This window comes from Sphingomonas sp. (genome assembly GCF_048595155.1).
Lineage (GTDB): Bacteria > Pseudomonadota > Alphaproteobacteria > Sphingomonadales > Sphingomonadaceae > Sphingomonas_I.
Window position 1 is genome coordinate 14,442 of record NZ_JBMDXN010000059.1, and the last position, 19,988, is coordinate 34,429.

Below are 19,988 nucleotides of genomic sequence, written 5' to 3' on the forward strand. Positions count from 1 at the left end.
GGCAACGACGGAATTGGCCCCGGCCTCGGCCGGGGCTTGAGAGAAAGACACTATCATGGGCAACGATTTCGTTTCTTCGCTACGGCCGGCCATCGTGATGACGGCCCTGTTCGCGCTGCTGCTGGGCATTGCCTATCCGCTCGCGCTCACTGGGATCGGCCAGCTCGCCTTTCCCCATCAGGCCAATGGTAGCCTGATCGAGGACCATGGCCAGGTCATCGGTTCGGAGCTGCTGGCGCAGGGCTTCAGCTCCGATCGCTACTTCCACCCCCGGCCCTCGGCGGCTGGCAAGGGCTATGATCCGCTGGCGTCGGCCGGCTCCAATCTCGGCCCGGCGTCCCAGGCGCTGCATGATCGCGTCGTCGGCGACATCAAGACGCTGAAAGCGGCGGGACCCGCCGGTCCCGTTCCGCAGGATCTGGTCACGACGTCGGCGTCCGGCCTTGATCCCGATATCACGCCGGAAGCGGCCTTTTACCAGGTGGCGCGTGTCGCCAAGGCGCGCGGCTTGAGCGAGCAGACGCTCCACGGCATGGTGGAAGAGGCAATTGCGCATCCGCTTTTGGGCTTCCTTGGGGAAGATCGGGTGAATGTGCTGCTGCTCAATCGACAGCTGGACGCACTAGGCGCTAAACCGGCGCAGTGAGCGAAAGCGAAGACCGCCCCGATCCCGATGCCCTGCTCCGCCAAGCGGAGCAGGAAGGCCGGGGCAAGCTGAAGGTTTTTCTCGGCGCTGCGCCCGGCGTCGGGAAAACCTACGAGATGCTGAATGAAGGCGCGGCGCGCGCGGGCGCCGGCGTCGATGTCGTGATCGGCGTGGTCGAAACCCACGGGCGGGCGGAGACCGAGGCACTGTTGGCGGGGCATGAGATCGTGCCACGCCGGACGATTGACTATCGTGGCCGCATGCTGGCGGAGATGGACCTCGACGCCATTCTGGCGCGGCGGCCGGATCTCGTGCTCGTCGACGAACTGGCGCACACCAACGCGCCCCAATGCCGCCATCCCAAACGCTACCAGGATGTCGAGGAACTTCTTGCGGCGGGCATTGACGTCTTCTCGACGGTGAACGTCCAGCATATCGAAAGTCTGAACGACGTCGTTGCCTCCTTCACGCGGGTACGCGTGCGGGAGACGATACCCGATCGTATTCTCGAAAGCGCCGAGATCGAAGTTGTCGATATTCCGCCCGACGAGCTGATCGATCGGCTCAAGGACGGCAAAGTCTATGTGCCGGATGAGGCTACGCGTGCGCTCGGCCATTATTTCTCCAAGTCGAATCTCTCCGCCCTGCGCGAACTCGCGCTTCGCCGTGCCGCCCAGGCGGTCGATGCGCAGATGCTGGAATATGTGCGGACCCACGCGCTTTCCGGCAATTGGGCCGGGGGGGAACGGATCCTGGTTGCGGTCAGCGAACTCCCCGGCGCCGACGGGCTCGTGCGGGCCGCCAAGCGCATTGCCGATACGCTGCGTACGCCATGGACCGCGCTGCATGTCGAAACCCCCCGCACGCAGAGCCTGAGCGACGAGGATCGCAAGCGCCTTTCCGCAACGATGAACCTCGCCAGCCAGTTGGGCGCGACCGTCGCGACGGTTCCGGCAAGCTCCGTCATCAGTGGCTTGAGCGCCTTTGCTGCCGAGGCCCGTACGACCCAGCTGATCGTCGGCAAGTCTGTCCGGTCCCGCTGGTTCGAGCTGCGCCACGGATCGGTCGTTGATCGGCTCGTGCGGGGCATGCCGGGTGTCGCAGTCCACGTGCTGCCGATGGAACAGCGGGCCGCACCCCAGCAACGCGTGCGTACGGCCGCGCGCAATTGGGGGCGGCGGAGCGACTATCTGTGGGCGGCCACAATGGTGGCGGCGATCACCGCGTTCGGCACTGGGCTCAGCCACGTACTCAACCTCAGCAACGTCGCCTTGCTCTACCTGCTTCCGGTCATGGCGGCGGCAAGCCTGTTCGGGTTGCGGGCAGGATTGTTCGCGGGGCTGGCCTCCAGTCTCGCCTATAACTTCTTCTTCCTGCCGCCGACCGGCACACTCACGATCAACAATCCGGAAAATGTCATCACCGTGCTGGTGCTGCTGGCGGTCGCCTCCGTCACCAGCCAGTTCGCGGCGCGGGTGCGCGCGCAGGCGGATCTCGCCTCGTCCAGCGCGCGTGCCAATGCCGCTCTTGCAGGCTTCCTCGGCCAGATCACCAAGACGTCGGGCGAGGATGATTTGGCGCAGGCAATCTGTGCCGAGGTCGGGCGGATCTTTGACGTGCACGCTATCCTGCTTGTCGCATCGCCCGATGGGCCGCAGGTGCGCGCGGCCAATCCTCCGCAGGATCGATTGGATACGATCGATCTGGCCGCGATCAGCTGGGTGCTGGAACGCGGCGTGCCCGCTGGCCGCGGATCGGACACGCTGACCGCGTCCGACTGGCTATTCTACCCACTGCGCAACATGACGGACACGCTCGCCGCGATCGGGATGAGCCGCGAGGATGGCAGTGAGCCCGTCAAGTCGGATCAGCTCCCCTTGCTGATGAGCCTGCTCGATCAGGCGGCTCTCGCGATCGAACGCGCCCGCTTGGCGGAAGAGATGCGGGGCATGGCGCAGCTCAAGGAGCGCGATCGCCTGCGCGCGGCGCTGCTGTCCTCGGTCAGCCACGATCTGCGCACGCCGCTGACGGCGATCATGGCATCGGTGACAGAATTGCGCAGTACCTATAGCCCCGACTTGGTCGACGGGATCGAGGCGGAAGCTCAGCGCCTTAATCGCTTCGTTGCCAATCTGCTGGATATGGCGCGCGTGGAGGCTGGGGCGCTCAAGCTGAGGATTGAGGCGGTCGACCTGGCGGATGCGATCGCCAGTGCGGTGCATGACACGCGCCGCGCGCTGGACGGCCATGCGATCGATTTCGGGGTCGCCGCCGATTTGCCGCTGGTCCGGATCGACGCGCAGCTGTTCCATCACGTCCTGATCAATCTGCTCGATAATGCCGGACGTTATGGCGACCCCGGCACGCCGATCGCGATCCGGGCCGAGCGTCTGCCGGGCAGCCTGACACTCTCGATCCTCGATCAAGGACCGGGCCTGCCGCCGGGACGCGAGCGGGACGTCTTCGAAACATTTCAGCGGATCGAGGGATCGGATCGCAAGCAGGCCGGTACCGGCCTCGGCCTCGCGATCGTCAAGGGGTTCGCGGAAGCGATGGGGCTGGAAGTGGAGGCCGCCAACCGTGGCGAGCCTGCCGGTGCCCGCTTCACCCTGCACTTTCCCGAAGACCTGCTCGTCACCAATATGGACGAAGAATGAGCAACGCAGCCAGCATCCTCATCATCGACGACGAACCCCATATCCGCCGGCTTCTGCACGGCACGCTGACGCGCGCGGACTATCGCGTGACCGAGGCGGGTTCTGCGCGACAGGCGCTTGCGGAACTGGACGCCAATCCGCCGGATATCGTTCTGCTTGATCTCGGGTTGCCGGATCGGGACGGTCTGGAATTGCTCCCCCTGATCCAGCAGAAGGCGAAGAAGACGGCGGTTCTGGTCGTCTCGGCACGGGAGGCCACCGACGAAAAGGTGGCGGCACTGGATCTGGGCGCGATAGATTATGTGACCAAGCCGTTCGATACGGAGGAACTGCTGGCACGGGTTCGTGTCGCGCTGCGCAGCCGCGTCGTTGCCGATGGTGGGCGATCGTCGGTGGAGGCGGGTGACGTGACGATCGATCTCGTCCAGCGCCGTATCCACAGGAATGGGGAGGAAGTGCACCTCACCCCCAAGGAATTTACCGTGGTTGCCGAACTGGCGCGCTATCCGGGACGCGTCATTACCCATGACAAGCTCCTCGCCGCCGTGTGGCCGCGCGATTACGAACGCCATATCGAATATCTGCGCGTGATCGTGCGCAACATCCGCCAGAAGCTGGAGGAGGATGCCGCGCAGCCGGCGATCATCGTCAACGAACTGGGTGTCGGCTACCGCCTGATCGCAACTGGCTGACGGCGTCGCCGGCCGCTCCGAAGCGGCAATATTCCTATGTAAAACCTATGCATGATCTGTCTGGGTCGTCTTCTTAACCAATGCGGAAGGGCGCACATCGCTTACCGGTGACGCAAGGTTGCGCCGATCCGCGTGCCGGACGCCTTCTTCCGGCCGAGTGTCGTCCATGTTCATCGATACTGCTGAACCTGACCCAGAAGAACCCGATATAGCCGAACCCGTCATTCTGCTGGTCGGTCGCGACAGCGGCGGCCACTGGCTCGTCCAGGAGCAAGACGGCCCGCTAGAGGGGAGTTTCGTTTCCTGCGACGCCGCCCTGCGCTTCGCCCGCTGGGAACGGCATGCCTATGCCGCCGCCGTTGTCCGGCTCGTCGACGAGCCGCTGATATCCCGCCTCGCGGCATGACCCGTCTGCATCTCACCTGCGTAGCGCTGCGGCATAGACCTGCAGCGGCGATGGCATTGCGATCAGGAAAGCATGAATGATGTCAAAGATTGTCTTCGAACAGCGCATCGCGACGCAGGCATTTGCGGGCGGCGGCACGCTCCCGCCCTCCGTCGGCGGATCAGTGATGCCTTCGGTTTCTACGAGCCGATCGTCCGGCAATCCCCAGCGGGGTTTCAGCACGGATGCCGTCATGTCCAGGATCGATCACGCGCTACTGGACATGCGCGCGAACGGCCGGCGCGCCGTGCGCATCCTGGATGTCGGCTGCGCGGACGGCGGCGGGCTGATCGAAACGGTGCTGCATGCCGTCATGCTCGGCTTCGTTGCGATCGAGGGGCGTGGTTTCGATAGCGCCCCCGGTCTTGTCGATCGCGCCCGTGCAACCGCGATCGGCATTCACGATCCCAGGTTGGAGTTAACGTTCGATGTGGCCGACATCCTTGCGGCGCTCGCCGAGGAGGAGGACCATGGCGCCGATATCGTCCTGTGTCATTACGGCTTGCTCGCGGGCCTGCCGATGGATCGGCACGAACAGGCGGTGGCGGACCTGCAGCGTGTGGCCGGCGTTGCGCTGATCTGTTTGGGCGGTGCGCAATGAATCGCCCGGACATCATGGCACGTCTTGCCGGCGCCGCCCTGATCGCCGCCGGCTGGGGAAGCTCCCTCTGGCTGCGCGCGCTGATGCCGGGGCGTCCCGAACAGCCGACGCCGCTGGAATGCACATTGGTCGTTGCGAGCTTCGTCCTGACGCTGGGCGGGGCGTTGCTGGTGCTGAACGGCAAGCGGCTGTGCGGGCGGTCGTAAGGCGCACAGGCCGTCGCTGAGGGGATTGCGCCTGTTACATCACGCCGCGGTTATCGTGGCGGCAATAGCCCGCTTTCTGTTCAACCGCCGCTTGTCGGCCGAGGACAGTTGCAGGGTCGTTGCTTTCTGCAGCGCTGCCCGCGCATCACCGCGCGCACCGCTGTGCCAAAGCGCATCGGCCAAATCGATCTGGAGTCTTCCCCAGCGTGGCGCGATCCGTTCGGCCTGACGATAGGCGCGGATGGCATCGTCCGCATGCCCGGCCAGCAACTGCGCGTCGCCCAGCCGCTTGTGCGCGTCCGCCCAACGAGGGCCTTTCTGCACCGCCAGCCGTGCCTGCTGCAGCGCGGCAGGTGCATCGCCCCTTTTGATCAGTGCCTCGGCATAGGCTTCATGCGCGAAGGGAAGCGACGGAGTGAGAGCGAGAGCACGTGCGAACCAGCGGTCAGCCTCTCGATGCCGCCCGGCCAGCGCGGCAACGATGCCGCGCGCACGAACGCATGGCGCGCAATCCAGGGGCGTACGCATGAGCGTCCCGGAAGCTTGGCTGAGTTGTCCGGTATGCGCCTGTGCAATCGACAGCATAGCGCGGATTTCAAGCGCGGTGTCGACGTAAAGCGCGTCCGTCTCTTCACTCTGTAGAGCCTGCAAATTGCGAAACCACAGGTCGCGGGCGCGCGGCCAGTCTCCCATTGCCGCTGCGATCCAAGGTGCGGGATCGGCGTCGCGGCCCAGATGTTCGATCGCGGCCGTCAGCGCGGCCGGACTGTTGATACCTGCATCAGCCAAGGCGGCCGGTATCGCGTCCAATTCATGGGCCCGCGCCAGCCCTACGGCCGTGTTGAGCGGTGCCAGGCTTGCCGCGAGCGCGGCATTGTCAGCCAGACTATAGGATCTCCGACCCGCTTCGGCACCGCCGGCGAAATCGCCAACCATATAGGCCACGCTGCTCTGAATATCTGCCAGCGCACCCTTGAAGCCGGCAGGGTCTACCGCGCGCTCCATGGTGCGCGGATTGTCGCTGATCCGGCGGGAATAGCGCCAAGATAGTTCTTCATGGCCGGCGCCATATTCGTTGCTGGCCAAGTTGTAGAGCGCTGGGCCGAAATCCGGCCGGACCCGCAGCGCGTTCAGCCATGCATTTCGCTTGTCGTCGAAGCGCGCCGCGACATTGCCGAGGCCGATATAGGCCCAGGCGCGATCTTCGATATCGTCGCTGGTGGTCAAACGCTCGAACGCGGCTTTTGCCTCCGGCAGGCGGTTCTGTCGCATCAACCAAACGCCATAGCGATAGGGCTGGGTCTGCTCGTAGATCGACTGCGCCACCTGCTGGAGCAGTGCATCCAACATGTCCTCGCGCCCCTCCACCTGGGTGGCCGAACCTCTGCCGACCCGCCCCGAAATCGCGATGCGACCGTCCGGCAGACGGATCACCTCGCCCGAAAGGCGATCTTCGTGGCCAAGCCAGTCATGCAGATAACGCTGGATCTGCCCCAGCGAAGCTCCGGTATAGGGTATCTGGACCTTAATGTCCGTGCCCCAATTGTTAGTGTACGTCGATCGGGCGCGCATCGACGATGTGCCCGCTTGCATCGCAGCGAGCTTATCCAGCAGTTGGGCCGCCACAACCTCGCCGGAAAGCCCGCGCTGTTGAAGGGCAGGCGGTACACGGAAGGGCTCGACGATCACGCCCCCGGCATTGACGGCCGACCACACCATGGTCAGCCCTCCGATCAAAACCGCGATGCCGATCAACAGGAAAACGACGTCGCGCCACATCGCCCGCCGTAATTGACCGATCTGCGCGCCGATCAGTCGCTCCTGCTGGGGCGTCGCGATCGGCGCAGGCGTGCTGCCGGGACGGCTCTCGCCATCCGACTGGAGCGCAGCCATCAGCCCTTTGCTCAGCGCGTCCATCAGGTCCGTACTCCCCCGAATCCGGAGGGGTGATCCTGCCATGAAGGCCGGAGGCTGACAATTGACCTACCGGCAGACCGGTCCGTTCAAATTTCCAGCTGGCTGCCCAGCTCGATCACGCGGTTTACCGGCAGTTTGAAGAAGGACATGGCGCTCTCCGCGTTGCGCACCATCCAGGCGAACAATTGCTCGCGCCAGATTGCCATGCCGGGCTTGTCCGACGCGATCAGCGTCTGGCGGCCGAGGAAGAAGCTCGTGTCCATCGGCTTGAACTGCGGTCCGCAGTCCTTCACCCGCGCTAGTGCGGCGGGGATGTCGACCTCTTCCATAAAGCCGTAATGGAGCAGGATGCGGTAGAAGCCTGCATCCAGTGCATGCACTTCGATCCGGTCCTCCTCCGGCACCTGCGGCACGCCGCGGATCTTCACGGTCAGGATCGCCACCCGCTCATGCAGCACCTTGTTATGCTTGACGTTGTGCAGCAGCGCATGGGGAACCCCCTGCGCACTGGCCGATAAGAACACGGCCGTACCCTGGACGCGCTTGAGCGCGCGCACGCTGGAGGCGATGAACATCTCCATCGTCATGGCGCTCTGGTTGAGATGACCGCGCACGATCTGGCGCCCGCGCGCCCAGGTGGTCAGCAGCGTGAAAGCGACCGCCGCCACCAGCAGCGGGAACCAGCCGCCGTCCGGCACCTTGGTCAGATTGGACGCGAAATAGGCGCCGTCGACCAGCAGGAACATGCCCGTGACTGCAATCGCCACCGGCTTCGGCCATTTCCACACCGAATAGGTCAATATGCCCAGCATGCAGGCGGTGATGAACATCGTGCCCGTGACGGCGATGCCGTACGCGGCGGCAAGGTTGCTGGAGCTGCGGAAGCCGATCGTGATGATGATCACCATCGCCAGCAACGCCCAGTTGATGAAGGGGACGTAGATCTGGCCCGCCGCTTTCGCGCTGGTGTTGACGATATGCAGACGCGGCAGGAAGCCGAGCTGCACCGCCTGCTGGGTCACGGAGAAGGCGCCGGAGATGACCGCCTGGCTGGCAATCACCGTCGCCAGCGTCGCCAGGATCACCAACGGCAGGCGCGCCCAATCTGGCGCCATCAAATAGAAGGGGTTCTCGATAGCCTCGGGATTATTGAGCAGCAGCGCGCCCTGGCCCATATAGTTGATCACCAGGCAGGGCAGGGCGACGTACAGCCAGGAAAGGCTGATCGCCTTGCGCCCGAAATGGCCCATATCGGCATACAATGCTTCCGCCCCGGTGACGGCCAGCACCACCGATCCGAGCGCCAGAAAAGCGAGCTTGGGATCGATCAGGAAGAAGCGCGCGGCCCAGATCGGATTGATGCTGCCCAGGATGGCCGGGTGCGTCAGGATGCTGGAAATGCCGAGCACCGCGAGCACCAGGAAATAGAAGACCATGATCGGGCCGAACAGCATCCCAACCTTGGCGGTGCCATAGGATTGGATCGCGAACAGGCCGATGAGGATCGCGATCGAGACAGGCAGGACGAACGCGGTGAAGCGATCGCTGACGGTGCTCAGCCCCTCGACTGCGGACAATACGGAGATAGCGGGCGTGATGATCGCATCGCCGTAAAAGAGTGCGGTGGCCGCGACGCCGAGCAGGACGATGCCCGCGCCCCACCGTTTTGCCCCCAGCTGGCGGGCGATCAGCGCCAGCAGGGCCAGGCTGCCGCCTTCGCCATGATTGTCCGCCCGCAGGATGATGAACACATATTTGACCGTGACGATCAGCATCATGGTCCAGAAGATCAGGCTGACCACCCCGAAGATATGGAGCTGATCGACGGTCAGGGGGTGATGTCCCGCGAAGCTTTCCTTCAGCGCGTAAAGCGGCGACGTGCCGATATCGCCGAACACGACCCCGATCGCGCCAAGGGCCAGCAAGGCCAATGGCTCGCGAGCATGGGTTTCGACAGGCGCAGGCGTAAGGGCTGTGTCGGCCCGGGGAAGTAACGGATCTGACACGCATAAACCTCAAAGCACGGGCCTCGGCGCCGCCCTTAGCCGAATGGCGTGTAGATAATAGCTTTTCGAGGGCAGTAAGCACAGCCGCGCATATGGATCGCATATGTTTTTGGCCTTGGGGCCATATGGGATCCCTATGCCGAAGCCCGGACCGACGGCTCGAATCCTTATGTGGCTCGGCATAATTGGCGCGCCATCGGGAGTGTTACGATGGCGTCGAAACGGTGGTTGGGTCAGGATATTGCCTTGCGATCGGCAGGGTTGGCGTTGCTGTGTCTGGCCGCTTTCTTGGGGCGGCTGTTGTTCGGCGGCGGTCCCCATGTCGCCAAGCTGGTTGACTATCCGCTTGCCGGCGCGACCTTTCTGAGCGCCAGTGTCGGCAGCGCCTTGCTGTGGCAGGGGCGGCATCTGTTCGACCAGGTCGAATTGTCGTCGCGCTGGGCCACCCATGTGGACGAGCCCGCCGGTGCCCCCTGGGCGGCGGGCAGCGCCCTCAATAATCCAGTGAGATCGTCAGAAGCTTCATCGTGATGATCAGCCAGACCAGGAACAGTGCGGACACGGCAACCAGGATCGCCCACATATATTTCCACCAGCGTCGATCCGGTGTCCTGGCCGTCTCATAGGCGTTCCAACAGGTCAGCGCGGTCCCCACGATCGCCACCAGCGACAGGAGCTGCAGCAGCCGCATCCAGATATCCATGCCGCCGTTGAAAGCTTCCAGATTGCTGTCGATCGAGAGGACCATCACTGTCCAACCGGTCGCGATCACCAGGAAGATCCAGGCGGTAATGCGGGTCGCGCGGTGCAGCTGGAGCGCACGTCCGACCAGCGGTGTACGATATCCATAATTCCGCCGGACCAGGGCCACGACCGGCCAACCGATCGCCGTCAGTGCCATGATCGCCAGCGCGATGAGCAAAGCCGGCACGATCCAACCCGCATTCATCGACGGCGAGGCGGGCACATAAAGCAGGATCTGTGGCAGATCGTCGCTCAGGAAGGCGGTAACCTTGCCGTCCGCCACATTTGCATGCAGCCGGCTGTTGCCGCCTACCTGCTGCCACTGCCACGGTCCGACTTCGCGCCATTTCTTGGGGTTGCCCGCGGCGTCGACGAAGGACGACACGGTGATCGTATTGTCCGGGTTGAGCGCGACCGTGGACGCGCTGATCACGCCGATGAATTTCAGCCAATCGTTCAGCGCGCCGCGCGTGCTGACATAATGCCCGACCATCGCCGCACCATGCGCCTTGGCCGTTGCCACGGTCGGCAGATTGGGGCGCGTGACCGGGAAATAGCGGTCTGTGAAATCTTCCAGCAGGCGGGCGCGGATAATATGGGCGGCGCCGTTCTTGCCCGGGCTGTTGAACGACACGAACAGCCCGACCTTGTCCTCCAGGTAAAGGTGCAGGTCCGAATGGAAATAGACCGTGTCGCCGCCATGACCAACGATCGTCTTGCCGTTGCGATCCTCATGATAGAAGCCCAGCGCCATCGTCGGCAGCCCCGGAATGAAGGCACGCTGCGGCGTGAACATTTCGGCGGACGTGGCTGGGTTCAGCAGCGGCCCGCCGTTGGCGAGCTGTGCGATCATGAACTTGCCCATGTCCGCGCCGGTCGCCGACAAGGCACCGGCCGGCGCCAGCGGGATCATCTCGAACGGCTTGGCGTCGTCCGATCCCGGCTCGTAACCGCGCGAGACCTTGGCGGCCAGGGCCGGCGGCAGCGGCTGACGGAAGCTCGACTGGTTCATGCCCAGCGGTCCCATGATGTGGCGCTCGACATAATCGTCGAACTTCTCGCCGGAAACGCGCTCGACGATATAGCCCGCCAGCGACGCCCCATAATTGGAATAGCCGGGGACTTGGCCCGGCGCATAGATGCGGCTGGGCGTCCAGCGCTTCAGTGCATCGCCCAGCGGCTTCACCAGCTTGGGGTTGGACGTGATCAGATATTTGACCGTCTCTTCAAACCCGGCCGTGTGCGTCATCAGGTTGCGCAGTGTGATTGGCTTGCCGAACGCCGGCGGAATCTTGAAATCTAGATAGGTGTTCACGTCGCGATCAAGGTCGAGCTTACCCGCCTGCACCTGCTGCATCACTGCTGTCCAGGTGAACAATTTCGATGTCGATCCCGGCCGGAACAGAGTGTTCTGCGGGTCGACCGGCTTGCTCGCCTTCTTGTCGGCATAGCCAAAGCCGCGCTCGGTCAGCACTTGCCCGTCTTTGACGACGACGACCACCGCGCCCGGAATTTCGCCGCTGGCTATAGCGTAAGGAATGAACCCGTCGAGCCAGGTATCGACGTCCGTCTTCGTCAGCGCTGCCGTCCCGGCCGGGGCCGCCGGCGCCGCGGGCGCGGGAATCTGTCCCTTGGTCGCGACGGGCAGGCGCGGCTGCAGCTGGGTGGGTGCCTGGGCGGCAACCGGCATGGCGAGTGCCGCAAGGGCAAGCGCGAGCTTGTGGACGATGCGCATGGCTACATTCCCCCTTTAATACCGAACGCCGACAGTCAGCCCGTACGAACGCGGTCGCACCAAGGCCGCCGCAAGCGCCCCATTGGGTGCAGATCCAAGCGTGCCAACGTTGGTGATGCCGCGGCTATCGGTCAGATTGCGCGCGAATGCGTCGATGCGGAAGCGATCGATTGTCACCCCTGCATGCGCGTCCACCTGGCTGAAGGCGCCCAGGCGATATTGCCCAAGTAAAGGGTCGAAGGCGGAGCGGCGTGCGCCGGTGATCCGCCAGCTGACCCCGATCGTACCGTCGACCGTCGTACTGAGCGGCCGCGCATAATCGGCGCTCAGCGTGCCCGACCAGCGCGGATTATAGGGCAGCCGATCGCCATCCACCCCGCCGACAAGCGGCGATGCATCCTGAGTCAGGCGCGCATCGACATAGGAGCCGTTGGCGGACAGGCTAAGCCCGGGGAGCGGCGTCAATGTCGATGTCAGCTCGATCCCCTTGCTACGCGCCTTGCCGCCATTGGTATTGACGCCGAAACCGTTCACGCTTGTGTAGAGCTGGATGTCTTTCCAATCGATGTAGAAGCCGGTCAGCTCGACGCTCAGCAGGCGATCGATCAGTTCGGCCTTGACCCCGGCTTCGTAATTGGTGGTCGTGTCGGCACCGAACTGCCGGGGCACGTCGGCATTGTCGGGATTGAGCGGGGGCAGGGCGTTGGGCCCGCCTGGGCGATAGCCGCGTGCGATCCGCAGATAGAAAGTGGTATGATCGTTCGGCTTGAAGGACGGCGCGACCGCGTAGGTGAAGACGTTGTCGCGGGATTTCCCGTCGATCGAACTGTCTCCGCCCAGCGGCCCGGATGTCTGCTGGATCGTCGTCTGACTATTATGGCTGTAGCGGCCGCCGACCGTCAGATCGAACTGGCGCGAGATATGGAGCGTGGCGTTCGCGAAGCCGGCAATCTCACGGTAGCGTGAGCCGATGCGCGTCCGCGCCAATCCCGCGAGATCGGCGACGGGCGCCCCCGTATCCGCATCGACCGCATCCAGCGATTGGGCGAGCAGGTTGCGCTCGCGCGTGTAAAAGCCGCCTACGGTCCACTCCAGCCGTCGCTTGCCGGACGATGCAAGCCGTACTTCCTCGGTAAAGCGCCGCTGCCGCACCTTTTGGTCGAGCGGGGCGCCAAGCGGCTGGCCGAACGTCTCGGTCAGCAGCGCTCCGTAGAGGCCAGTCGCGTCCTGGATCTGGGATTGGTCCAGCGTTCCCCAACTGGTGGACGAGATAAGGTTCACCGCGCCGAAATCATAATCGGCGGTGCCGTTGTAGATCCGGTATTTGACGTTGTTGGGCTCGGCCACCGTCCGGCTATGCTCGTATCGGCCGAGCACCGGCTGCAGCGTCACGGCATCAACATCGATCGTATTGGTGCCGTTGCTATTCAGGTTCTGGAGCACTGCCGTGCCGCGCAAGGTTAGCTCCGGCGTGGGCCGGACGAGCACACTGATCCGGCCTCCGTAGGTCTTGCCGTCGTTAATATTTGAGCCCAGGCGCGGATCGTCGATATAGCCGGGATCGCGTCGGTAGAAGCCGCTCGCCCGGACCGCCGCTGTATCGCCTAGCGGCAGGTTGACGGCGGCGCGGCCCGACCAGCCGATATTCCCATGCTCGACGCTTTCAATGCCGCTCTCCGCGGCATAATGCACGGCATCGGTTTCCGGCGCGATCGAGACATATTTGACCAGGCCACCCAGCGAATTGGCACCATAGAGCGTTCCCTGCGGGCCACGCAGCACCTCCACCCGTTGCAGATCGAATGGATCGATGTCCGGCGTCAGAATTGATCCATTCGCCAGCGCCGTTGCCGATCCATAGGGCGTTTCATCCACATAGGTCGCAACGGTTGCCCCGACTCCGCCCGTATTGATCCCCCGCAGGATCAGGCGTGTCTGGCCCCCTTGTTCTTCGACAATATTGGCGCTGGGCAGGCGCGTGAAATAATCGGCGAACCGCTCGGCGTGAACAGCGGTGAGCGTTTCCGCCGATAAGACCGATACGGATTGTGGCACATCCAACAGCCGCTGCTCGCGCTTCTGTGCTGTGACGATGATTTCATCCTGAGGACTACCCGCTGCGGCATCGTTCATCGCAACATCAGTGGCGGGTGCGGCTAGGGCGGGCGATATGCTTGCGATCGCAGCGCCCGTTGCCAGCAGCCAAGCTTTGGATCGCGCAATCATCATCCCGGCCCCTTTAAATCATGTCGTCATAATGACTCATGTTTCAAACATAGCAACTGGTTTCTCGATTCGACCTTTCTGTTCCATTGGGTCCATTGCTGAGCTATGCCGATGGCGAGGGAGCTGATGATCAAACAAGCCGGAAATGCCGCGCATCCCGGGCTGGCCCTGCGGACGGCGCGGATCGAACAGGGCCTGACCTTGCGCGCGCTCGCGGCGCGGACCGGACTGCCATTCTCGACTTTGTCGAAGCTGGAAAATGGCAAGATGGCCATGACCTACGACAAATTGGTGCGACTCGCTCAGGGTTTGGGTGTCGATATCGGCGTGCTCGTCTCCAGTACGCCGGCAGTTGAAGCGCCGCCGCCGGGAATCGGGCGTCGTAGTATTTTGCGTGCGGATACGATGCGCCCCATTTCGGAGCAGCATTCCCATTTTTACCCGGCATCGGAATTGTTGGGCAAGATGATGGTGCCCATCATTATCGACGTGAAAGCGCGCAGCGTGGAAGAATTGGGTGGCCTTGTTCGCCACGGCGGCGAGGAATTTCTCTACGTCCTCCATGGTGCGATGGAGTTGCATTCGGATCTATATGCTCCGCTTCCACTTGACGCTGGCGACTCGGTCTATTTCGACAGCGGAATGGCGCATGGCTATGTCCGCACTTCGGAGGCACCCTGCCGCGTGATGTCAGTCTGCGCGGGCGCGGGCATTCAGCGTCTCTCCCAGACCACCGATCCCGATTGGGCGTCGGATCATCCGGCATGATGTTTCACTAGTTGAAACATTGTTTGGGCTGTGGGATGTTGCGGTATGACGACCGCTTCCCGCACCGCTTTGAAGCTCTCCTATCGCTGCGATCCGATGCGCATGAAGGAGCCGTTCCGTATATCGGGCTATCTGTTCGAGGGCATTCCGGCGGTGATCGCCACGCTGGGCGATGGCCGCCATCAGGGGCGCGGCGAGGCGGCCGGCATCTATTACCTGAACGACGATTATCCGCACATGGAAAGCGAAATTGAGCGCGTGCGCGACGCGATTGAACAGGGAGCTGATCGTCGCGCCCTGCAGAAACTGCTTCCTTCCGGCGGCGCGCGCAATGCGCTCGATTGCGCGTTCTGGGAGCTCGAATCGCTGCAGCAGAAGCGCCCGGTGTGGGAATTGGCGCAGGTAAGCTGGCCGCGGCCGTTGGTCACGACCTTCACCCTGCCGGCGGAGGATCCTGCCTATTTGCAGGCGCGCTTGCCGGGCTTTGCGCATGCACGGGCGATCAAGCTCAAATTGTCGGGCGATCTTGCGGCCGACGCGGCGCGGGTCGAAACCGTGCGTCGCGCACGCCCCGATGCCTGGATCGGCGTCGACGCCAATCAGGGCTTCACCAGCAACGATCTGGATGCCTTGGTCGCCATGCTGGTCGCACAACGGGTCAGCCTGCTGGAACAGCCGTTACGCCGGGGCGATGAAGAGGCGTTGCGCGGCTGGCGCTCGCCCGTTCCGGTCGCTGCGGACGAAAGTATCCTGAACCTGGAGGAACTTGAGCAACTCGGCGAGTTGTTTCAGGTCATGAACATCAAGCTCGACAAATGTGGCGGTCTCACCGAGGCCCTGGCCATGGCCGCACTCGCCAAGCGCATGGGCCTGCAGCTGATGGTCGGAAACATGGCAGGATCGACACTCTCGACTGCGCCCGCGTTCGTGCTCGCACAATTGTGTCAGTTGGTTGACCTGGACGGGCCATCCTCGCTCGCTGACGATCCGCTTGCCTACAGCATCTATGAAGACGGTATGATCATGGTTCCGGCCGCATATTGGGGCCATCCATGACGCTGGCGGATCTATAATATGGCGACGACTTCGGCCGGTATCTATTCCCCTGCGCCGAAGCGCCTGTTCGGTCATCCGCCTGGATTGACCGTCTTGTTCCTGACGCAGATGTGGGCGGAATTCTCCTATTTCGGCCTGCAGGCTTTGCTGGTCTATTACATGACCAGCGATCTCGGGTTCAGCCAGAGCAAGTCGTCGCTCATCTATGGTATCTACGGCGGCGCGGCTTTTTTCAGCCCGTTCTTCGGTGGCATCATAGCCGATAAATGGCTGGGCCGGACCCCTAGCGTCGTCATCGGTGGCTTGTTGATGATGCTCGGCCACTTCGCCATGGCTTTCCCGCCGTTCCTGTTTCCCGCGCTGGCGCTGGTCGCGCTGGGGAACGGCCTGTTCATGCCGCCCTTGGCGGTTCAGGTCGGCGCGCTGTACGCGGATGAGGATCCGCGCAAGGCCCATGCCTTCAGCGCTTATTATATGGGCATCAATTTGGGCGGCCTGCTCGCGCCCTTGGTGTGCGGCTCGCTCGGCGAATTGCTTGGCTGGCATTGGGGCTTCGGCGCCGCCGGCATCGGCATGCTGGTGGGGCTGATCGTCTATCTCGGCTTCCGGCAGCTGCTACCGGCGGATCCAGGCCGGGCCGCGATCATACCCGGGACAGCCGCGGTGCCGATCGATGCGCGTGCCGTGCGGATGCTGGTGGTGCTCGTCACCGTCGTGATCCTGTTCCGCATCGCGTATGAGCAGAGTGGCAATGTGATCGCCCTTTGGGTGCGCGACCAAACCGATCGAACCCTGTTCAACGGCACGTTGACCATTCCAGCAACCTGGTTTCAGGCGATCAATCCGGCGCTGATCATCCTGCTGACGCCGCTGTTGATCGGATATTGGACGCGCAAGGGCCAGGAGGGGACGGCCGCGGTGCTGTTGCGGCGGATGAGCCTGGGCTGCATCGTCGCCTGTGCATCGATGCTGGTGATGGTCGCCGCGGCGATCGTCAACGGGCGGACCGGCCAGCCCGTCAGCGCCTGGTGGGTGCTCCTCTATTTCTGCCTGCTGACGATGGGCGAATTGCTGGTCATCCCGGTCGGATTGACGCTGGTAAACCTGCTGTCGCCGGCGGGCTTCGCTGCCACCTTCATGGGAGCCTGGTATATCGCCAAGTTCCTCGGCAGCGTGCTTGCCGGCGTGATGGGCTCCTACTGGGGAACGATCGCGCCCGCCATGTTCTTCGGTCTTGGCGCTGTCTCGGTCCTACTTGCGGCGGCGTTGCTGCGGATCATGGGATCTTTTGAACATCGCCGGGAATGAAGCGCCGACGCCGCTTGGCATGTACCGCAAAACCTGCGTAGATCATGCCTGCCCGGGGGGTGATCAGGAAGCGAGTAACCTGATGAAATTCATGATCAATGGTCAGGCCGTAGAGGCGGCGGTTGATATCCGGACGTCGTTGCTCGATCTGCTGCGCGAACATTTGCATCTCAGCGGCACGAAGAAGGGATGCGACCAGGGGGCCTGCGGCGCGTGTACCGTGCTGGTGGACGGGACCCGCATCAATTCCTGTCTCGCGCTGGCCGTTCAGTATCAGAGCCGCGACATCGTCACGATCGAGGGGCTGGCGGGCGATGATGCGCTTCATCCTTTGCAAAGTGCCTTCGTCGACCATGACGGCTTCCAGTGCGGCTATTGCACGCCTGGGCAGATCTGCTCCGCCATCGGCATGGCAGCCGAGTGGGAGCAGGGGGTGCCGAGCATTCTCACCGGCGATCTTGCGGGGCCTGTTCCGGCTCTCTCCCATGACGAAGTGCGTGAACGGATGAGCGGCAACCTCTGCCGCTGCGGTGCGCACAACGGCATCATCGCAGCGATCCGCGAAGCCCTGGTCAAGGAGCCTGCGGCATGATCGAGTTTCAGTATGATCGTGCGCCCGATGTCGGGGCGGCTCTGGGGCTGTTGACGCCCGGCGCCAAATATCTGGCCGGGGGCACCAACCTGGTCGATCTCATGCGCGTGACGATCGAGGCGCCCCCGGCGCTGGTTGACGTCAGCGACCTGTCAGGTGCGATTGAGGAGCAGGCGGACGGAGCGCTGCGCATTGGCGCCGGCGTCAAGAATACCGCGCTCGCGGCGCATCCGCTGGTGCGGGCGCGCTATCCGTTGCTGTCGCGGTCCATCCTCGCCGGCGCGTCGGCTCAGATCCGCAACATGGCGAGCGTCGGCGGCAACATCCTGCAGCGCACCCGCTGCTATTATTTCTACGACAAGGCTGCCCGCTGCAACAAGCGTGAGCCCGGTTCGGGATGCGACGCGATCGGGGGCTTCAATCGCATCCATGCGATCCTCGGCGCCTCTCCCGCCTGCGTCGCGACGCATCCGTCGGACATGTGCGTCGCGCTTGCCGCGCTGGATGCGGCGGTCGAACTCTCCTCGGTCAGCGGTACGCGCACGATCCCGCTCGCCGATCTGCACCGGCTGCCCGGCGACCGCCCCGATATCGAGACCACGTTGCAGCCGGGCGAGTTGATCACCGCCGTCCTGCTGCCGGCGCTGCCGTTCGCCGCACACTCCGCCTATCGCAAGGTCCGCGATCGCGCCTCCTACGCCTTTGCGTTGATCTCCGTCGCCGCCGCGATCGACCTCGACGGCGGTGCGATCCGCGATGCCCGCATGGCGCTCGGCGGGGTTGCGCACAAGCCGTGGCGCGCGTTGGCCGCGGAAGAGATATTGCGTGGGCAGCGCCCCGATCCGGCGCTGTTCCGGGCGGCGGCGGAGGCCGAACTGCGGGACGCAGCGCCGCTGCGCGACAATGGTTTCAAGGTCGAGCTGGCAAAGCGGACGATCGTCGCCGTGCTCGGCGAACTGACGGGAGAAGTGGCATGAGCGCCGTCAAGGATGCCGCGCAGACGCTCATGAAAAAGGCGCTCGCGCTCGCCCCCGACAGCTGGATGCCCGGCGGCATTCCCGATCCCTTGATCCGGCATCAGCATGGCCTGATCGGCGCGCCGGTCTCGCGCATCGACGGCCCGCAAAAGGTGCAGGGCGCGGCGCAATTCGCCGCCGAAGTTCCGCTCGACGACATGGTTTATGCGGCGCTCGTCTACAGCGGCATCGTCCGCGGGCGCATCGCCACGCTCGATGTCGATGCGGCCGGTAAGGCGCCCGGCGTCGTGCTGGTGATGACCTACCGCAATGCGCCGCGCATCAAGCCGACACCTGTGTTCATGAGCGCGGCCAAGGCTGCCGGTTCCGACGATATCGCGGTGATGCAAGATGACGAGATCCACTGGAACGGGCAGCCGATCGCACTGGTGCTCGCCGCCACGCAGGAGCAGGCGGGCCATGCCGCCTCTTTGATTCAAGCGACCTATGAGCCGCTGCCTGGCACCACATCGGTGGAAGCGGCCAAGGTCAAGGGGATCAAGCCCGGCAATTTCGGCGGGCAGCCGCTGCAGACGCGGATCGGCGATGCCGATGCAGCGCTCGCGGCGGCGCCGTTCAAGATCGACGCGACCTATACCACCCCGCGGCACAACCATAATGCGATCGAGCTCCACGCCACCACCCTGCGCTGGGACGGCGACGATCTGTTCATCCACGACGCGTCGCAGATGGTCTCGCACCAGGCATGGACGCTGGCGCAGGCGTTCGGCCTCGACGAAAGCCAGATCCATATCAGCTCGCCGTTCGTCGGCGGCGGGTTCGGCGGTAAAGGCTTGTGGAACCACCAGATCCTGGCTGCGGCGGCGGCGAAGATCGCGCAGCGGCCGGTGCGGATCATGCTCTCGCGCGAGGGCGTCTATCGCGTCGTCGGCGGCCGAACGCTGACCGAGCAGCGCGTCGCGATCGGGGCGCAGGCGGACGGTCGTTTCGATGCGCTGATCCATAGCGGCGTTGTCGTGATGGGCGAGCATAACAACATGCCGGAGCCCTTCATTCTCGCCACGCGCGGTGCCTATGCGGCCGGCAGCATCAAGCTTGATGTCGAGGTGGCGACGATGGACATGCTCGCCAACACTTTCATGCGCGCTCCCGGTGAATCCGTCGGCACTTTCGCGCTCGAATGCGCGGTCGATGAGCTTGCGCACGCAATGGGCATTGATCCGGTCGAACTGCGTGCGCGCAACGAGCCGGACAAGGATCCCACAACCGGCCTGCCTTTCTCGTCGCGCAACATCGTCGAAGCCTATCGCGCCGGCGCCGGGCGCTTCGGCGGGGGCAAGCGCTCCGCGCGGGCGGGGCCGGTGGGCGCCCGCGCATGGATGGTGGGCATGGGTGTGGCGACCCGCACCAAA

Annotated in this window: 17 protein-coding genes; 13 read left to right on the forward strand and 4 right to left on the reverse strand. The window is 63.9% G+C overall.

Going from position 1 to position 19,988, the window contains the following annotated elements; all coding sequences use genetic code 11:
• Positions 1 to 55: 55 nt before the first annotated feature.
• The 6 genes from kdpC to ACOJSI_RS10010 all read left to right on the forward strand — a co-directional run bounded on the left by kdpC (position 56) and on the right by ACOJSI_RS10010 (position 5,247).
• Positions 56 to 646, forward strand: coding sequence for a potassium-transporting ATPase subunit KdpC (gene kdpC / locus ACOJSI_RS09985; RefSeq protein ID WP_420138133.1), 591 nt, complete (start codon positions 56 to 58; stop codon positions 644 to 646).
• Complete coding sequence (locus tag ACOJSI_RS09990) at positions 643 to 3,303, forward strand: DUF4118 domain-containing protein (RefSeq protein ID WP_420138134.1); 2,661 nt, start codon at positions 643 to 645, stop codon at positions 3,301 to 3,303. The genes kdpC and ACOJSI_RS09990 overlap by 4 nt, the downstream gene beginning before the upstream one ends.
• Complete coding sequence (locus ACOJSI_RS09995) at positions 3,300 to 3,995, forward strand: response regulator (RefSeq protein WP_420138135.1); 696 nt, start codon at positions 3,300 to 3,302, stop codon at positions 3,993 to 3,995. Before ACOJSI_RS09990 ends, ACOJSI_RS09995 begins: the two co-directional genes overlap by 4 nt.
• Before the next feature lie 166 nt (positions 3,996 to 4,161).
• The gene (locus ACOJSI_RS10000) at positions 4,162 to 4,401 is read left to right on the forward strand and encodes a hypothetical protein (protein ID WP_420138136.1); all 240 of its coding nucleotides are present in this window, start codon (positions 4,162 to 4,164) and stop codon (positions 4,399 to 4,401) included.
• Positions 4,402 to 4,477: 76 nt separating this feature from the next.
• Positions 4,478 to 5,041, forward strand: a complete 564-nt coding sequence (locus ACOJSI_RS10005; protein WP_420138137.1) for an SAM-dependent methyltransferase — start codon at positions 4,478 to 4,480, stop codon at positions 5,039 to 5,041.
• A 14-nt stretch (positions 5,042 to 5,055) separates the two neighbouring features.
• On the forward strand, positions 5,056 to 5,247 hold the full coding sequence (locus ACOJSI_RS10010; protein ID WP_420138138.1) for a hypothetical protein: 192 nt from the start codon (positions 5,056 to 5,058) through the stop codon (positions 5,245 to 5,247).
• A gap of 39 nt (positions 5,248 to 5,286) precedes the next feature.
• Here the strand turns inward: ACOJSI_RS10010 and ACOJSI_RS10015 are convergent, their stop codons facing one another.
• On the reverse strand, positions 5,287 to 7,164 hold the full coding sequence (locus ACOJSI_RS10015) for a hypothetical protein (protein WP_420138139.1): 1,878 nt from the start codon (positions 7,162 to 7,164) through the stop codon (positions 5,287 to 5,289).
• 86 nt (positions 7,165 to 7,250) lie between these two features.
• Positions 7,251 to 9,095, reverse strand: coding sequence for a potassium transporter Kup (locus ACOJSI_RS10020; protein WP_420138140.1), 1,845 nt, complete (start codon positions 9,093 to 9,095; stop codon positions 7,251 to 7,253).
• 285 nt (positions 9,096 to 9,380) lie between these two features.
• On the opposite strand from ACOJSI_RS10020, the gene ACOJSI_RS10025 reads away from it, so the two are divergent.
• The gene (locus ACOJSI_RS10025) at positions 9,381 to 9,701 is read left to right on the forward strand and encodes a hypothetical protein (RefSeq protein ID WP_420138141.1); all 321 of its coding nucleotides are present in this window, start codon (positions 9,381 to 9,383) and stop codon (positions 9,699 to 9,701) included.
• On the opposite strand, the gene ACOJSI_RS10030 is transcribed toward ACOJSI_RS10025, so the two are convergent.
• Positions 9,664 to 11,649 (reverse strand): serine hydrolase domain-containing protein, encoded by a 1,986-nt coding sequence (locus ACOJSI_RS10030; RefSeq protein WP_420138142.1) that lies wholly within the window; start codon positions 11,647 to 11,649, stop codon positions 9,664 to 9,666. The genes ACOJSI_RS10025 and ACOJSI_RS10030 overlap by 38 nt on opposite strands.
• A gap of 15 nt (positions 11,650 to 11,664) precedes the next feature.
• Positions 11,665 to 13,782, reverse strand: a complete 2,118-nt coding sequence (locus ACOJSI_RS10035) for a TonB-dependent receptor (RefSeq protein WP_420138143.1) — start codon at positions 13,780 to 13,782, stop codon at positions 11,665 to 11,667.
• 219 nt (positions 13,783 to 14,001) lie between these two features.
• On the opposite strand from ACOJSI_RS10035, the gene ACOJSI_RS10040 reads away from it, so the two are divergent.
• The 6 genes from ACOJSI_RS10040 to ACOJSI_RS10065 form a co-directional block, all read left to right on the forward strand.
• On the forward strand, positions 14,002 to 14,643 hold the full coding sequence (locus ACOJSI_RS10040; RefSeq protein ID WP_420138144.1) for a helix-turn-helix domain-containing protein: 642 nt from the start codon (positions 14,002 to 14,004) through the stop codon (positions 14,641 to 14,643).
• A gap of 45 nt (positions 14,644 to 14,688) precedes the next feature.
• Positions 14,689 to 15,699: a dipeptide epimerase gene (locus tag ACOJSI_RS10045; RefSeq protein ID WP_420138145.1), complete on the forward strand. Its 1,011-nt coding sequence runs from the start codon at positions 14,689 to 14,691 to the stop codon at positions 15,697 to 15,699.
• 18 nt (positions 15,700 to 15,717) lie between these two features.
• On the forward strand, positions 15,718 to 17,007 hold the full coding sequence (locus ACOJSI_RS10050; protein ID WP_420138146.1) for a peptide MFS transporter: 1,290 nt from the start codon (positions 15,718 to 15,720) through the stop codon (positions 17,005 to 17,007).
• Between the two features lie 82 nt (positions 17,008 to 17,089).
• A complete protein-coding gene (locus ACOJSI_RS10055; protein ID WP_420138149.1) occupies positions 17,090 to 17,599 on the forward strand; it encodes a 2Fe-2S iron-sulfur cluster-binding protein in 510 nt (169 codons plus the stop codon).
• Complete coding sequence (locus tag ACOJSI_RS10060) at positions 17,596 to 18,576, forward strand: FAD binding domain-containing protein (RefSeq protein WP_420138147.1); 981 nt, start codon at positions 17,596 to 17,598, stop codon at positions 18,574 to 18,576. Before ACOJSI_RS10055 ends, ACOJSI_RS10060 begins: the two co-directional genes overlap by 4 nt.
• Positions 18,573 to 19,988 (forward strand): xanthine dehydrogenase family protein molybdopterin-binding subunit (locus tag ACOJSI_RS10065; RefSeq protein WP_420138148.1); only part of this gene is annotated, 1,416 nt, incomplete at its 3' end. The genes ACOJSI_RS10060 and ACOJSI_RS10065, both read left to right, overlap by 4 nt.